This is a genomic window from Nitratireductor sp. GCM10026969 (assembly GCF_042660605.1).
Taxonomy (GTDB): domain Bacteria; phylum Pseudomonadota; class Alphaproteobacteria; order Rhizobiales; family Rhizobiaceae; genus Chelativorans.
The window spans coordinates 1-15,316 of the sequence record NZ_JBHSUM010000097.1 but is presented as its reverse complement, the minus strand read 5'-3'; the positions used below and the strand labels follow the sequence as shown (position 1 = coordinate 15,316).

At 65.8% G+C, this 15,316-nt stretch carries 12 protein-coding genes and 1 tRNA gene; 4 read left to right on the top strand and 9 right to left on the bottom strand.

Annotated features, from left to right (window positions below; all coding sequences use genetic code 11):
* The 5 genes from ACFP9U_RS17385 to ACFP9U_RS17365 form a co-directional block, all read right to left on the bottom strand.
* On the bottom strand, nucleotides 1-547 hold a 547-nt coding region (locus ACFP9U_RS17385), incomplete at its 3' end, for a DHH family phosphoesterase (protein WP_378623383.1).
* Between the two features lie 58 nt (nucleotides 548-605).
* Nucleotides 606-1,583, bottom strand: coding sequence for a class II fructose-bisphosphatase (gene glpX, locus ACFP9U_RS17380; RefSeq protein WP_378623386.1), 978 nt, complete (start codon nucleotides 1,581-1,583; stop codon nucleotides 606-608).
* Between the two features lie 152 nt (nucleotides 1,584-1,735).
* Nucleotides 1,736-3,046 (bottom strand): homoserine dehydrogenase, encoded by a 1,311-nt coding sequence (locus ACFP9U_RS17375; RefSeq protein WP_322452140.1) that lies wholly within the window; start codon nucleotides 3,044-3,046, stop codon nucleotides 1,736-1,738.
* A 39-nt stretch (nucleotides 3,047-3,085) separates the two neighbouring features.
* Complete coding sequence (locus tag ACFP9U_RS17370; RefSeq protein WP_378623382.1) at nucleotides 3,086-4,303, bottom strand: LL-diaminopimelate aminotransferase; 1,218 nt, start codon at nucleotides 4,301-4,303, stop codon at nucleotides 3,086-3,088.
* A gap of 121 nt (nucleotides 4,304-4,424) precedes the next feature.
* Entirely contained in the window at nucleotides 4,425-4,721 is a 297-nt protein-coding gene (locus ACFP9U_RS17365) for a hypothetical protein (protein ID WP_378623381.1), read from the bottom strand.
* 183 nt (nucleotides 4,722-4,904) lie between these two features.
* On the opposite strand from ACFP9U_RS17365, the gene ACFP9U_RS17360 reads away from it, so the two are divergent.
* The 4 genes from ACFP9U_RS17360 (at nucleotide 4,905) to ACFP9U_RS17345 (ending at nucleotide 9,199) form a co-directional block, all read left to right on the top strand.
* Nucleotides 4,905-6,734 carry a PHA/PHB synthase family protein gene (locus tag ACFP9U_RS17360; RefSeq protein WP_378623385.1) on the top strand — a complete coding sequence of 610 codons (1,830 nt, stop codon included), beginning with the start codon at nucleotides 4,905-4,907 and terminating at the stop codon, nucleotides 6,732-6,734.
* A 284-nt stretch (nucleotides 6,735-7,018) separates the two neighbouring features.
* The gene (locus tag ACFP9U_RS17355) at nucleotides 7,019-8,119 is read left to right on the top strand and encodes a YcbK family protein (protein ID WP_378623379.1); all 1,101 of its coding nucleotides are present in this window, start codon (nucleotides 7,019-7,021) and stop codon (nucleotides 8,117-8,119) included.
* 75 nt (nucleotides 8,120-8,194) lie between these two features.
* Nucleotides 8,195-8,270: transfer RNA gene (locus ACFP9U_RS17350), tRNA-Glu, on the top strand.
* Nucleotides 8,271-8,689: 419 nt separating this feature from the next.
* Nucleotides 8,690-9,199 (top strand): hypothetical protein, encoded by a 510-nt coding sequence (locus tag ACFP9U_RS17345; RefSeq protein WP_378623378.1) that lies wholly within the window; start codon nucleotides 8,690-8,692, stop codon nucleotides 9,197-9,199.
* A gap of 67 nt (nucleotides 9,200-9,266) precedes the next feature.
* Here ACFP9U_RS17345 and ACFP9U_RS17340 read toward each other — a convergent pair whose 3' ends face one another.
* The 4 genes from ACFP9U_RS17340 to ACFP9U_RS17325 all read right to left on the bottom strand — a co-directional run.
* Nucleotides 9,267-10,637, bottom strand: a complete 1,371-nt coding sequence (locus tag ACFP9U_RS17340) for an NAD(P)(+) transhydrogenase (Re/Si-specific) subunit beta (RefSeq protein WP_378623376.1) — start codon at nucleotides 10,635-10,637, stop codon at nucleotides 9,267-9,269.
* Nucleotides 10,638-10,640: 3 nt separating this feature from the next.
* Entirely contained in the window at nucleotides 10,641-12,188 is a 1,548-nt protein-coding gene (locus tag ACFP9U_RS17335; protein WP_378623384.1) for a Re/Si-specific NAD(P)(+) transhydrogenase subunit alpha, read from the bottom strand.
* 111 nt (nucleotides 12,189-12,299) lie between these two features.
* Nucleotides 12,300-14,009, bottom strand: coding sequence for a dihydroxy-acid dehydratase (locus ACFP9U_RS17330; RefSeq protein WP_378623375.1), 1,710 nt, complete (start codon nucleotides 14,007-14,009; stop codon nucleotides 12,300-12,302).
* On the bottom strand, nucleotides 14,010-15,316 hold a 1,307-nt coding region (locus ACFP9U_RS17325), incomplete at its 5' end, for an NAD-dependent succinate-semialdehyde dehydrogenase (protein ID WP_378623373.1).

Genomic DNA, 15,316 nt, shown 5'->3' with positions numbered 1-15,316 from the left:
GATCGAGCACCACCCCATCGGCGCCGGCCTCGTTGGCCGCGTCGATGGAGGCGGCGCTGTTGGGACCACAGTCGACGGTGACGATCAGGCCGGCGCCCCGCCGCGCCAATTCACGCATGGCCTCGGGATTGGGGCCGTAGCCCTCGAAGATGCGGTCGGGGATGTAGATCTCGGACGCCACGCCATAGTGGGCGAGAAAGCGCTTCATCATGGCCGAGGACGCCGCCCCGTCGACGTCGTAATCGCCGAAGATCGCCACACGCTCCTGCCGGCGCACGGCCTCCGCGATGCGTGCGGCCGCCAGCTCCATGTCGGTCAGCGAGGCCGGATCCGGGAGAAGATCGCGGATCGACGGCGCCAGGAAGCGCGCCGCCTCATCCTGGGAAACGCCGCGCCCGGCCAGAACGCGGGCGACGATTTCCGGAAACCCATGGCTCTGGGCCATGCCGAGCGCCAGGTTTTCGCCGCGCGCATCCAGCCTGTGCTCCCAGGCCACACCGCGCGCCGATTGCTTGACGTCGAGGAAATACCGCTTTTCGCCGCTCAACCCGTTCTCCCGTCGCTAAGCGGAAACTAGCCGGTCGACGGGGCAAATTGAAAGCGTTTCAGAACTTATCCAGATCCTGATGCCGCGCCTTGATCTCGCGCACGGTGCGCGAGGAGGACCGCATGACGATCGTGTGAGTCTGGATCGAGTCGCGCGCGAACTTGACGCCGGCAAGCATGTTGCCGTCGGTCACGCCGGTGGCGGCGAAGAGCACGTCGCCGCTCGCCATCTCCTCCATGCGGTAGACCTTGCCCGGGTCGGAAATCCCCATCTTGGCCGCGCGCGCCACCTTCTCTTCCGTGTTGAGCTGCAGGCGCCCCTGCATCTGCCCGCCGATGCAGCGCAAGGCCGCGGCTGCCAGCACGCCCTCAGGGGCGCCGCCGATGCCCATATAGATGTCGATGCCCGTCTCCTCCGGGTCGGTGGTGTGGATCACGCCGGCCACGTCGCCGTCGCCGATGAGGCGGATCGCCGCACCCGTGGCCCGCACCTCCTCGACGAGGCGCGCATGGCGCGGCCGGTCGAGGATGCAGGCGGTGATCTCGGAAACGGAAACGTCCTTGGCCTTGGCCAGGTTCTCGATATTCTCCGCCGCAGGCGCATCGAGATCGACGACACCGGCCGGAAAGCCCGGCCCGATGGCGATCTTCTCCATATAGACGTCAGGCGCGTAGAGCAGGCTACCGCGTTCTGCGATGGCGATGACGGCGAGCGAATTGGGCAGGTTCTTGGCGCAGATGGTGGTGCCCTCGAGCGGATCGAGGGCGATGTCGACGCCCGGCCCCTCGTCCAGGCCCACCTCCTCGCCGATATAGAGCATGGGCGCCTCGTCGCGCTCGCCCTCGCCGATCACCACGGTGCCCTGGATCGGCAGGCGGTTCAGTTCGGTGCGCATGGCGTCCACCGCCGCCTGGTCGGCGGCCTTCTCGTCGCCGCGCCCGCGCAGCCTGGCCGCGGCGACGGCCGCGCGCTCGGTGACACGGACGAGTTCCAAGGTGAGGATCCGGTCGAGGCCGGCCTGGGGGCTCTTCGGCATAAAGGTCATCCCTGTTCTCCCGGAGGGGTGCGGTGAGCGAAACGGCTCCGCGCGTGCTTTATGGATGTCTTGTGGCAAAGTGCGCAGGCGACGGCAAGAGCCGCCCCGCGCACCTTACAAACATGAATCGATTGAATAATTGTGACGGGCGTTCAGGCCGCCCTCTCGATGCGGATGACCTGCGGCTTGCTCGTCAAATGGCCGTCCTCGGTGACGCCGGCCACCGCCTTGCGCACGGCTGCCTCCATCGTCTCGTGGGTAACGAGGATCACTGTCTTGTCCTCCTCCTTGCCCGCTTCGCCGTGCTGGACGATGGATTGAAGCGAAATGCCGTTTTCGGCCATGCGCCGGGCGATCGCCGCGAAGACGCCAGTGCGGTCGTGCACGGTCAGCCTGATGAAGTATCCGCCGGCATGGGCGCGCATGCGTGCCCGCTCATAGGCCGCCAGTTCCTTCGCCGGCCAGCCGAAGACGGGACCGTGCTGGAAGCCGGGACGGCTCTTGGCGATATCGGCGATGTCGCCGATAACCGCCGAAGCCGTGGCGTCGCCCCCGGCACCGGGGCCCGACAAGAGCACCTCGCCCAGCATGTCGGTCTCGATGGCGACCGCATTCGTCACCCCGTGCACCTGGGCGATCACCGAGCTCGTCGGCACCATGGTGGGATGCACGCGCTGCTCGATGCCGGTGTCGGTCTTCTGCGCCACGCCCAAAAGCTTGATGCGGTAGCCCAACTCGCTTGCGGCGCGGATGTCGGCCTGGGTGATGTTGGAAATGCCTTCCAGATAGACGTCGTCGGCCGAAATGCGGCAGCCGAAGGCGAGGCTCGTCAGGATCGACAGCTTGTGGGCGGTGTCCTGGCCCTCGATGTCGAAGGTCGGATCGGCCTCCGCATAGCCCAGCTTCTGCGCGTCCGCCAGGCAGTCCTCGAAGGATAGCCCCTCCTCTTCCATGCGCGTGAGAATGTAATTGCAGGTGCCGTTCAGAATGCCGAAGACCCGGCCGACGCGGTTGCCGGCCAGCGCCTCGCGCATGGTCTTGATGATCGGGATACCGCCGGCCACAGCCGCCTCGTAATTGAGGAGAACGCCGTTTTTCTCGGCGATCTCGGCAAGCGCGACACCATGGCGGGAAAGCAGCGCCTTGTTCGCCGTCACCACGTGGCGCCCGGCCTCGAGTGCGGCGCGCACGGAGGCGAGCGCCGGCCCGTCCTCGCCGCCGATCAGTTCGACGAAGACCTCGATCTCCGGTGAACGCGCCAGCGCCACCGGATCGTCGAACCACTGCGCGTTGGCAAGATCGATGCCGCGGTCGCGGTCGCGGTCGCGCGCCGATACGGCCACCGCCGTGATCCCGCGCCCGCACTGCCGCGTGAGATCGGACGTCTTGTCCTGAAGCATCCGCACGACACTGGCACCCACGGTGCCCAGACCGGCAATTCCAACGCGCAAGGCTTCAGCCATATCGGGCGTGTCCCTCCGATTTTCGAGTTGATGTGATTGTCAGCGCCGCGCCGCCAGCGCCACGACATTGTCGGGCGCTTCGCCGGCCGTTGCCAGGAAACGCTTGATCGAGCGGGCGGCCTGGCGGATGCGGTGCTCGTTCTCGACAAGCGCGATGCGCACGTAATCGTCACCATGTTCGCCGAAGCCGACACCGGGTGCGACGGCCACTTCCGCCTTCTCAACGAGGACCTTGGAGAACTCCAGCGAACCCATGGCCCGGAACGGCTCCGGGATCGGCGCCCAGGCGAACATGGTTGCCGGCGGCGGCGGCACATGCCAGCCGGCACGCCCGAAGGCTTCCACAAGAACGTCCCGGCGGCGCTGATAAACGCTGCGCACCTCTTCGATCTCCGTCCCGTCCGAGTTCAACGCGGCCGCCGCCGCCACCTGGATCGGCGTGAAGGCGCCATAGTCGAGATAGGATTTGACGCGCGAGAGCGCCGCGATCAGCCGCTCGTTGCCGACCGCAAAGCCCATGCGCCAGCCGGGCATGGAAAAGGTCTTCGACATGGAAGTGAACTCCACCGCCACATCCATCGCGCCGGGCACCTCGAGAAGCGAGGGCGGCGGGTTGCCGTCGAAATAGATCTCTGCATAGGCGAGGTCGGAGAGAACGATGATGTCGTGCTTGCGGGCAAACGCCACCACGTCCTTGTAGAAATCCTGCGAGGCGATGCACGCCGTCGGGTTGGACGGATAGTTGAGGATGAGCGCCAGCGGCTTCGGGATGGAGTGCCGCACCGCCCGCTCCAGCGCCGGGATGAAGCCGTCGTCCGGCTCGGCCTGCATGGAGCGGATCACCCCGCCCGACATGATGAAGCCGAAGGCGTGGATCGGATAGGTCGGGTTCGGGCACATCACCACGTCGCCGGGCGCGGTGATGGCCTGCGCCATGTTGGCGAAGCCTTCCTTGGACCCCAGCGTGGCGACGACCTGCGTCTCCGGATCGAGCTTTACGCCGAAGCGGCGCGCGTAATAGGCCGCCTGTGCCCGGCGCAGCCCCGGAATGCCGCGGGAAGAGGAATAGCGATGCGTGCGCGGATCGCGCACCACGTCGCAGAGCTTGTCGACGATCGCCTGGGGGGTGGGCAGATCCGGATTGCCCATGCCCAGGTCGATGATGTCGGCCCCGCGCGAGCGGGCGCTGGCCTTCAGCCGGTTCACCTGCTCGAATACATACGGCGGGAGTCGACGAATCTTGTGAAACTCTTCCATGGCGGCTTTTTCCGGTGGGATTGCTTACGGCCTATACACCCGTTCGCCCAGCCGGTCGATAGTGTCGGACGAACGCGGCAGCTTCACGGCGCCCGTGCCGAAAGGCGCCGCAGGCCGAACCCTATTGCCCGGCCGCGTCGATCTCACTCAGGGCGCGATCGCCATGGGAGCGGGCGAGCAGCCGCAGCCGCTCCTCTTCGGTAAGCGCCTGCGCGGAGGAGACCGGGGGCGTGGCCTGCCGCTGGCGAAGGCCTTCGAGTTCACCCGTCAGCCGCTGGCGGTCGCTTTCGGAAAGCTGAGGCGATGCCGCGGCGGCCGGAACGTTGATATTGGGATAGCCGTCGGGCGAGGTCGGCCTTTGCGGCGCCCCGGCTGCGGCTGGCGGCGCGACCGACGGCACCGCGTCATCGAGCGACATCGACGTGCATGAGACAGGCAGGCCGAGCAGCGGAACCACAAGCCAGAGAGCCCGCAAAATGGGAGAATATTCTCGATTCCGGCCGGCAATTTTCATATGTTTTTCCGCTCGTCGCACTATTGTGAGAGTGCAAATGGACAATAATGGCGTACCGCGCTCGCGGGAGGTCACGCGCAAAGAATGATGCACTCAGGCAAGCAGGACAAGGAAAAAGCGAACGGCGGCACCAAGGCCGAAGCCTATACGGTGCGCGATCCGCAGCGTTTCGCGCTCAATCTCGCCCGCGCGCTGGAGGAGGCCGGCAAGGCGGCCGCGGCGTGGTCCGGTCCGCGCGAACGCGGCGAGATCCGTGACGGCATGGCCGACCCGATGGCCGACATGGTGAAGACCTTCACCAAGCTGACCGAGTACTGGATGGCGGATCCGGCGCGGGCGCTGGAAGCGCAGACGCAGCTCTTTTCCGGCTACATGAATATCTGGGCCAATTCCATCCGCCGCATGCGCGGGGAAACGCCGGAGGCCGAGACGGTGGAGCCGGAGCCCGGAGACCGGCGCTTCAAGGACCCCGATTGGGCGAGCCACGCTTTTTTCGATTTTCTGAAGCAGGCCTATCTGGTGACGGCGCGCTGGGCCGCCGATCTGGTGGAGAACGCAGAAGGGCTCGATGAGGAATCGCGCCACAAGGCCCGCTTCTATGTGCGCCAGTTCACCGACGCGCTGTCCCCCTCCAACTTCGTCATGACCAATCCGCAGCTTCTGCGCGAAACCTTCGAATCGGACGGGGAAAACCTGGTTCGCGGCATGCGCATGCTCGCCGAGGACATCGCCGCCGGCAAAGGTGAACTCAGGCTACGCCAGGCCGACTACTCGAAATTCGAGGTGGGCCGGAACCTGGCCACCACGCCGGGCAAGGTGGTCGCGCGCAACGCGCTCGCGGAGATCATCCAGTATGCGCCGACGACACGGACGGTCCTGCGCCGTCCGCTGATGATCGTGCCGCCCTGGATCAACAAGTTCTACGTGCTCGACCTCAATCCCGAGCGCTCCTTCATCCGCTGGGCCGTCGAGCAGGGGCACACCGTCTTCGTCATCTCCTGGGTCAATCCCGACGCCAGCCACGGCGAAATGGGATGGGACGCCTATGTTCGCGACGGCATCGAATTTGCGCTCGACACGATCGCCGAGCGCACCGGCGAGCGCCAGGTCAACGCCATCGGCTATTGCGTCGGCGGCACGCTGCTGGCCGCCGCCCTCGCCCTGATGGCGCAGAAAGACGACACGCGCATTGCCTCGGCTACCTTCTTCGCCGCCCAGGTGGATTTCACGCACGCCGGCGACCTCAAGGTCTTCGCCGATGCCGAGCAGGTGAAGGCGCTCGAAAAGGCGATGGAAGAGAAGGGTTATCTCGAGGGAAGCCGCATGATGACGGCCTTCAACATGCTGCGCGCGCGCGATCTCATTTGGCCTTTTGTCGTCGACAACTATCTGCGCGGCCGCGATCCCCTCCCCTTCGACCTGCTCTACTGGAACGCCGACTCCACCCGCATGGCTGCCGCCAACCACGCCTATTATCTGCGCAACTGCTATCTCGAGAACAATCTTGCCGAAGGCCGGGCGGTGCTGCGCGGCAAGAGGCTTTCACTGTCCGACATCCGGGTGCCCGTCTACAACCTGGCCACCGTCGAAGACCACATCGCGCCCGCCAGATCGGTCTTCCTGGGCTCGAAGCTGTTCGGCGGGCCGGTCGAGTTCGTCCTCGGCGGTTCCGGCCACATCGCCGGCGTCATCAATTCGCCGACCGTCGGCAAATATCAGCACTGGACCGGCGGAACCCAGGCCGAAACGCTCGAGGAATGGGTCGAGAAGGCGAAGCCCGCCGCCGGGTCCTGGTGGCCCCACTGGCAGACCTGGATCGAAAGTCTAAATGCCGCCCGCGTGCCCGCACGCAAGCTCGACCGGCGTCGCAAGATGCTGGGCGACGCTCCGGGCACCTATGTGCGCATGCGCATCTGAGATCGCTCTACGAGAGACCGGTTCCCGCAGCAGTTGTGCAAACCAAAGAGCGGAAACCCCGCTGCCGCCATGGGCGCGCGACAACAAAAAGGTCCAAACTGTTGCATCCTGAGCACATTTCGGTTAGGCCTCTTACCGATTCACGGGCGCGTCGGGGCTTTTGAGACGATTGCGGGCGGCTTTCCCGCAGAACCGATTGCCGAAGAGGGACGCTTTTGTCTGGCAAAAGTCCGGCCATCGCCGGAGTGAGAGGGGCATCTGACGCGACGACGCGGTGGCGCGCCTTGGGCGCGGTAATCGCTTGCGCGCTCGCCGCTTCCTGCTCGACGTCCACCGACCCGTTCACACAACTCGGCTTGACCTCCTCCGCCCTCGGCACCGCGAACCAGGAGCAAGGCAGCCAAACCGCGCTCCTGTCCGGCACCTCCAAGGAGGAGGAGCCAGCCGCTCCTGCCGCCTCCAGCCCGCGTGAGGAAAAGGGGCAGGAAACGGCCTCCAGCGCGGTCTCCAACGAAGAGACACAAGTCGCCGAGGCGCAGGCACCGGCCGCCGGAAGCACCGCCACCGGGGAAGAAGAGCCGGCAGCGGTGCAGCAGGCCGCAGCAGGCGAAGAGCCCGCGCCTGAGCAGGGCGCCCGCGACGAAGCCGAAAGCGAGCCCGTCGAGGCCGCCGCGAACGGCGCCGAAGAGACCTCGCGCGGTTTGCTGTCCGCCTTCTTTTCCCCTTCCAAGCCGGAACCCGTCGCCGATCCGATTCGCGAAAAGGTGGACGAGCCCGTCGTCGAGGAAGCAGACGAGCCCACCGCCGAAGCCGAAGAGAAGCCGAAGAAGTCGATCGTGGCGCTGACCGCCAACACCGAGGCGACGCCCATGCAGGCCTCCTTCAGCGGCGACGCGCTGCCCGGCGTGCGCGCCAAGGATCAGCTTTTCGAGATCAAGCGCAGCTCCGATATCGACGATACCAGCGATATCGACCTCTACGAGGACGGCGGCAGCTATCAGGTCGCGGCGGCCGCCGGCCTGGCGCGGCTTGCCCCGAACGGGCTTCTCAAGCAGCGCGAGAGCGTCGACGTCTCCTGCTTGAAGCCGAAGCTGGTGCATATGCTGAAGACCATCGAGCGTCATTTCGGCAAGAAGGTCGTGGTCACATCCGGCTATCGCAGCCCCGAGCACAATCGGCGCGTGCGCGGGGCGCGCAATTCCCAGCACATGTACTGTGCAGCCGCGGACATCCACTTGGAGGGCGTGGGCAAATGGGAACTGGCGCGGTTTGCCCGCTCCCTGCCCGGCCGCGGCGGCGTGGGCACCTATTGCCACACGGCCTCCGTGCATGTGGACGTCGGCCCCGAGCGTGACTGGAACTGGCGCTGCCGGCGCAAGCGCTGAGGAAAAATCTTCAAGGCGGCGCTTCAGACGGCTTGCCGCGACTGCCGAAGCTCTCTATAACGCGCCTCGTCTTACGCGCCCATCGTCTAGCGGTCTAGGACGCCGCCCTTTCACGGCGGAAACACGGGTTCGAGTCCCGTTGGGCGTGCCAGATATCCGCATTGGCGACATTCCGCATAAATCAATCGGATATCAGGCGAACTTCATCTCCTCATCATCATCGTTGGCCCACCGTCAACGCCCCCCGCCTGTTTCCTGACCGACGGCGGTCGAGGGTAAGGGCCATAGAGCGATCTTCTGCAATCTGAGGCCGATCCGCGGACAGCGAATACTGTTTCTAAGGCCCTTCATGGCACGTGCCGGAAGAAGATTTTTTCGACAAGGATCACTGCGTGTGCCGCGACTGGCACGCAGACCGTGCCGTATCCCAGGCAACGCGCCGGCATGCCAGCGAACAAGCTCCGGAACTCCAGTTCACTATCATTTTTTCGGAACCCGTTTTTACGGAACATCGCATGGCCACAGACGGTTAGTGGTGGCAAATGTCCACTTCACTATGGAGCTATGAATATGAAACGCATTGTTGCACTGGCAGCCGCGTCCTTGCTGGCCTCATCGGCCTTCTCGTTCGCGCAGCAGAATGGCGATAATGGCCTGAGCGGCGATGGATTGGGCGCGAACGGCTTCGACGCCGGGGATGTGCAGTCCGAAGCCCTGGGCCAGGGAGAAGACAACGAACAGCTTGGCGTCCGTGATGACGAGACTCGCATTGACGAGGGTACGACTGCGGCAGTCGGCGATGAGCAGTTTGACCGTACCATGTTCCTTATGGGAGAGCGGGATTTCGACCTGTCGTCCGTCGAACCGGATGCGGATGTCCGGGTCATCAGCCTGGCGAATATGAGCCAGGAGAACCGTCAGGAGCTGGAAGCTGCAATTGCGGCGAACGAGCAGTCGATCACAGAGCTCCGCACGGCGCTCTCCAACAGGGGCATTCAGGAGCTCGAACAATCCGTGATCGATAACACCGTGGCTGCCGAGGTGAACGCCAGGAACGAACTCGTCGTATATGTGCGATAGGCATTCCTGCCTTCGGGCCGGCCCCAGGGGCCGGCCTGCCCGGCGTCGGCCGGAAGCTGGATAGGCCTCACACCCGCAGGCGCTTGACCAACTCTTCCAGCGACGCCTTGGCGTCCCCGTAATACATCCGCGTGTTCTCGCGGTAGAAGAGCGTGTTCTCGACGCCGGAATAACCGGTACCCTGCCCGCGCTTCGAGACGATAACGTTCTTTGCGTTCCAGACCTCGAGCACCGGCATGCCGGCGATTGGTGAGTTCTCCTCCTCCTTGGCCGCCGGATTGACGATGTCGTTGGCACCGACCACGACGGCAAGGTCGGTGTCGGCGAAGTCGTCGTTGATCTCCTCCATTTCGAGTACGAGGTCGTATGGCACCTTCGCCTCTGCCAGAAGCACATTCATGTGGCCGGGCAGCCGGCCTGCGACGGGGTGGATGGCGAAACGCACGGTCTTTCCGGCCGCCCGCAGCACCGATATCAGTCCCGACAGCGCATGCTGCGCCTGGGCGACGGCGAGCCCGTAGCCGGGCACGATGATGACGCTTTCGGCCTCCCGCATGAGCTGCGTCACGCCGTCGGCATCGACCGGCATCATTTCGCCGTCGATTTTCTGGCCGGCCGCCTGAGCGCCGCCGAATCCGCCAAGCACGACGGACAGGAAGTCACGGTTCATGCCCCTGCACATGATGTAGCTCAAGATGGCGCCGGAGGAGCCGACGAGCGCCCCGGTGACGATCAGGAGATCGTTGCCGAGCATGAAGCCGGTGGCCGCCGCCGCCCAGCCCGAATAGCTGTTGAACATGGAGACGACCACCGGCATGTCGGCGCCGCCAATCGCCAGGGCCAGATTGGCGCCGAGGACGAACGCCACCAGCGCGATGGCGACCAGACTCCAAAGCTCCGCACCGGCGAGATAGGCGGTGCCGAGCGCGATGCAGGCGACAACCAGGGCCACGTTCAGCGCGTGGCGCATCGGCACAAGCACGGACCGGCTCGGAATGGCGCCCTGCAGCTTTCCCGAGGCGACCAGCGAACCGGTGAAGGTGGCCCCGCCGATGAAGATCCCCAGCAGGATCTCGATGTCGTGGATGATCTTCTGCGCGCCGGCATAATCGCCCGGCGGGTGAAGCGCGCTGTTGATGCCGACGAAGACGGCGGCAAGGCCCACCAGCCCGTTGAGAACGGCGACCAGCTGCGGCATCTGCGTCATCTGTACGCGCTGGGCGAAAAGGACGCCCACCCCGGCGCCGGCAATCATGGCCGGAAGCAGATACTGGTAGTTGCCCACCTGCGGCGCGAACAGGGTGGCGACAATGGCGATCGCCATGCCCGCCATGCCGTAGAAGTTGCCACGCAGTGCCGTCTCATGGCGCCGCAATCCGGCAATCGACAGGATGAACAGAATGCTCGATCCCACATAGGACGCTGTCAAAAGACCCATGGTTCAACCCTTCCTGAACATGTTCAGCATGCGGCGCGTGACGTGAAAGCCGCCGGCGATGTTGATGGAGGCGATGAGCGCGGCCAGCACCGCCAGCGTCACGACCGTGCCCGATGACGCCTTGACCTGCAGGAGCGCGCCCAGGACGATGATGCCGGAAATGGCGTTGGTCACGCTCATCAGCGGCGTGTGCAGTGCCGGCGCGACGTTCCAGATCACCTGGTAGCCGACGAAGCAGGCCAGCACGAAGACGGTGAAATGGGTCATGAAGGCCGGCGGAGCATAGAGGCCGATGAGCAGCAGGAGTGCCGCAACGCCCGCAAAGCCGAGCGCGGCGCCGAGGCCCTTGCGCACCTTCCCGGCTTCCTTTTCCTCCATGGCGGCCGGAGCAGCCTGCGGCCTCGGCCTTGCCGGTGCCGGCGCTGCGATCGCCGGCGGCGGCCAGGTGACCGCACCGTCCTTGACCACCGTCGCGCCGCGGATGACCGTGTCCGCCATGTCGACGACTGGCACGCCGTCCTTGTCGGGCGTCAACTCGTCCACCATGTGCCGCAGATTGGTCGCGTAGAGCCCCGATGACTGGGTCGCCATGCGGCTCGGATAGTCCGTATGACCGATGATCTTCACGCCGTTTTCGGTGACGATCACCTCGTCGGGCACGGTCAGGTCGCAATTGCCGCCCTGCTCGGCGGCAAGGTCGACGACGACCGAGCCGGGTTTCATGGCCTCGACCATCTCCCTCGGCCACAGCTTCGGCGCCGGTCGTCCGGGCACCAGGGCGGTGGTGATGACGATGTCCACCTCCGGCGCCTGTGCCCGGAAGAGCGCCATCTCCTTGGCGATGAATTCGGGACTGGCCGGCTTGGCATAGCCGCCCTCGCCCGACCCGTCCTCGTCGAAATCGAGCATGAGGAAGGAAGCCCCCATGGATTCGATCTGCTCGGCCACCTCGGGGCGAACGTCGAAGGCGCGCACCACAGCGCCGAGAGACTGGGCCGTACCGATCGCCGACAGACCCGCCACGCCGGCGCCGATCACCAGCACCCTGGCCGGCGGCATCTTGCCGGCCGCCGTCACCTGGCCGGTAAAGAAGCGCCCGAAATGGTTGGCCGCCTCCATCACCGCGCGATAGCCGGCGATGTTGGCCATGGAGCTCAGCGCATCCATCTTCTGGGCGCGGCTGATGCGCGGCACGGCATCCATGGCGAGCACCGTCGCCCCTGTGGCGGCGAGCCTCTTCAACAGGTCCGGCCGATGCGCCGCGCCGGTAAAGCTGATCAGCGTCTTGTCCGGCCCGAGGCGGGCGATCTCGTCTTCGGCCGGCGGGCGCACCTTTAGGATGATGCCGGCTTGCCGCCACAAGGCCGGTGCGTCCGCCACGACTTCCACGCCGGCCTCCGCGTAGGCTTCGTCCGAGAAGGACGCGCCCTCTCCGGCGCCCGCCTCGATCAGGACTTCGTAGCCCAGCTTCTGCAGCCTGGCCGCGCTGTCGGGGGTCAGCGCAACGCGCTGCTCTCCCGCATGGATTTCCCTCGGCGTTCCGATCTTCATCATCATTTCCTCCGGGCACGGCTCCGCCTTCAGGCGGATCGCTCCGCCTGACGACAGGCCTAGTTGTTGTGGGATTGCGCCTCGGGCGAGCGAACCGCTCGCCGCCGGGCGCTAGGCTCCGACGGGTTTCATGATCGCGAAATCACACCCCTCGTCCGCTTGCAGTACCTGCTCGGCATAGAGCCGGTCATAACCACGCCGCTCGGCCGCCGGGACGACGGGCGACGTGAAGGCCGCCCGGCGCCGTTCCAGCTCCTCTTCCTCCACCAGAAGATCGAGCGTTCCTTCCTCAACCGACAGGCGGATACGGTCTCCGGTCCGCACCAGCGCCAGCGGCCCGCCGACTGCCGCCTCGGGTGCCACGTGCAGGACGATCGTGCCGAAGGCCGTGCCGGACATGCGCGCATCCGAAATGCGGACCATGTCCTTCACGCCTTTGGCCGAAAGCTTCTTCGGGATAGGCAGATAGCCCGCCTCCGGCATGCCCGCGCTGCTCTTCGGACCGGCGTTCTGGAGCACCATGACATCGTCTTCCGTGACGTCGAGGTCAGGATCGTCGATGCGCGCGGCCAGGTCCTCCAAAGAGGTAAAGACCACGGCCCGTGCTTCCTTTTCGAAAAGCCTCTTGTCCGCGGCCGAGCGCTTCAGGATGGCTCCACGCGGCGCCAGATTGCCGAACAGCGCAACGAGCCCGCCCTTCGGCTCCAGCGGCTCTTCCGCGCTGGCGATGACATTGCGGTCGACAGGGCCCGGATCGGTCTCCAGGCGGTCGCCGAGCGTCTCGCCGGTTACCGTCATGCAATCGAGATGGAGCAGCGGTCTCAGCTCGCGCAGGACGGCGCCAACACCGCCAGCGTGGAAGAAATCCTCCATGTAGTTCGCGCCCACGGGCTTCAGGTTGACGAGAACCGGCGTCTCCTCGGAGATCTCGTTGAGCCGTTTCAAGGAGACCGGAATGCCCAGCCGGCCGGCGATCGCCGTCAGGTGGATGATGGCGTTGGTCGAGCCGCCGAGCGCCAAGAGCACGCGGATGGCGTTTTCCACCGAGCGCTCGGTGACGATCTGGCTCGGACGGATCGGCCGTTCGAACATGCGCGCAGCGGCCAGCCCCGTGGCCTCGGCGGCACGCAGCCGGTCGGCGTGGACGGCCGGTATGGCGGCCGTGCCCGGCAGCGACATGCCGAGCGTCTCCGCAACGCAAGCCATGGTCGAGGCGGTACCCATGACGGCACAGGTGCCGGCCGTGGTCGCCAGGCGGCTTTCGACCGTGTTGATCTCTTCGGTCGAGATTTCGCCGGCCCTGTACTTGCCCCAGAAGCGCCGGCAATCCGTGCAGGCGCCAAGCCGCTCGCCGCCGTAGCGCGAGGTCATCATCGGTCCGGCGACGATCTGGACCGCCGGCAGGTCCGCCGAGACAGCCCCCATGAGCTGCGCCGGCACCGTCTTGTCGCAGCCGCCCATCAGCACCACGGCGTCCATGGGCTGGGCGCGGATCATCTCCTCCGTGTCCATCGACATGAGGTTGCGGAACTTCAGGCTGGTCGGGTTCAGGAAGACCTCGCCGAGCGAGATGGTGGGAAACTCCACCGGCAGGCCGCCGCCCAGAAGCACGCCGCGCTTTACCGCCTCCAGCATTTCCGGGAAATGCCGGTGGCAGTTGTTGAAGCCCGAAAAGCTGTTGGCAATGCCGACGATCGGCTTCTTCAATACCTCGCGCGAATAGCCCATCGAGCTGGCAAACGAGTTGCGCAGATAGACGGAAAAATCGCGATCGCCGTAATTGGTGAGCCCGCGGGCGAGCCCCTGAGATCTTTCCTCCATCTAGCCGGCCCGCTCCGAAAGCTTGACCTTTACATATTTGGTCTCGAGATAGTCATGGATGCCGAAGGAGCCGCCCTCGCGCCCCATGCCGCTCTCCTTGATCCCGCCGAAGGGCGCCTCCGCTGTCGCCAGCAGCATCTCGTTGACGCCGACCATCCCCACTTCGAGATCCTCGTAGGCGCGCGTGGCGGTGCCGAGATCGTTGGAAAAGACGTAGCCGGCAAGACCGAAGGGCAGCGCATTGGCGCGCGCGATCACCTCGTCATAGCTCTTGAACCGCGTCAGCGGCGCCACCGGGCCGAACGGCTCCTCGCGCATGATGCGCGCATCGTCCGGCACGTCGCCGAGCACCGTCGGCTCGAAGAAATAGCCGCGATTGGCCGCCGCCGGGGGATTGCCGCCGGCCAGCACCCGCGCCCCGCGGGCGGTCGCGTCATCCACGAGCTCCTTGATCGTCTCCAGCCCGCGGCGGTTCGCCATAGGTCCCATCTCGGTGCCCTCGTCGAGGCCGCGCCCGAGCTTTATCGAGCGGGCCACCTCGGCAAAACGCGCCGCGAAGGCATCGTATTTCGACTCGTGCACGTAAAACCGCGTCGGAGAGATGCAGACCTGCCCGCAATTGCGGAACTTGGTCCGCGCACAAACCTCGGCGCTCTTTTCGGCATCCGCGTCGGAAAACACCAGCACCGGGCCGTGGCCGCCGAGTTCCATGGAAACCTTCTTCACGCCGTCGGCGGCCAGATGCAGGATCTGCTTGCCGACCGGCACGGAGCCCGTCAGCGACACCTTGCGCACCACGGGCGAGGAGACGAGGTGACGGGCGATCATGTCGGAATTGCCGGTGACCAGGTTCACCACCCCCTTCGGCAGGCCCGCGTCATGGCAGGCCTGGACGATCGCCGCGCAGGAGGCCGGCGCTTCGCCGGCGGGCTTGATGATGATGCTGCAGCCGGCGCCAAGTGCCGCTGCAATCTTGCGCGCCGGCAGAAGCGCCGGGAAATTCCAGGCCGAGAACGCCGCCACGACGCCGACGGGCTGATGGATCACCGCCATGCGGCTGTCGCCCGTGCGGCTCTCGATGACCTGGCCGTAGATGCGCTTCGTCTCCTCGGCGTACCACTCGAACTGATCGGCGGTGCCTCCCACCTCGCCTTTGGCTTCGGCGAGCGGCTTGCCGGTCTCGAGCGACATCGCCGTGGCGATCTCCTCCGCCCGCGCCCGGATCAGTTCGGCAACGGCGCGAATGATGCGCGCGCGCTCCCACGGCCCGGTGCGGCGCCAGACCTCGAACCCGTTCCGGGCCGCCT

What these genes read in the sequence shown, in the direction of transcription:
- glpX (WP_378623386.1), bottom strand. Translation starts at nt 1,583, where the DNA reads ATGCCGAAGAGCCCCCAGGCCGGCCTCGACCGGATCCTCACCTTGGAA.
- ACFP9U_RS17375 (WP_322452140.1), bottom strand. Translation starts at nt 3,046, where the DNA reads ATGGCTGAAGCCTTGCGCGTTGGAATTGCCGGTCTGGGCACCGTGGGT.
- ACFP9U_RS17370 (WP_378623382.1), bottom strand. Translation starts at nt 4,303, where the DNA reads ATGGAAGAGTTTCACAAGATTCGTCGACTCCCGCCGTATGTATTCGAG.
- ACFP9U_RS17365 (WP_378623381.1), bottom strand. Translation starts at nt 4,721, where the DNA reads ATGTCGCTCGATGACGCGGTGCCGTCGGTCGCGCCGCCAGCCGCAGCC.
- ACFP9U_RS17360 (WP_378623385.1), top strand. Translation starts at nt 4,905, where the DNA reads ATGCACTCAGGCAAGCAGGACAAGGAAAAAGCGAACGGCGGCACCAAG.
- ACFP9U_RS17345 (WP_378623378.1), top strand. Translation starts at nt 8,690, where the DNA reads ATGAAACGCATTGTTGCACTGGCAGCCGCGTCCTTGCTGGCCTCATCG.
- ACFP9U_RS17340 (WP_378623376.1), bottom strand. Translation starts at nt 10,637, where the DNA reads ATGGGTCTTTTGACAGCGTCCTATGTGGGATCGAGCATTCTGTTCATC.
- ACFP9U_RS17335 (WP_378623384.1), bottom strand. Translation starts at nt 12,188, where the DNA reads ATGAAGATCGGAACGCCGAGGGAAATCCATGCGGGAGAGCAGCGCGTT.
- ACFP9U_RS17330 (WP_378623375.1), bottom strand. Translation starts at nt 14,009, where the DNA reads ATGGAGGAAAGATCTCAGGGGCTCGCCCGCGGGCTCACCAATTACGGC.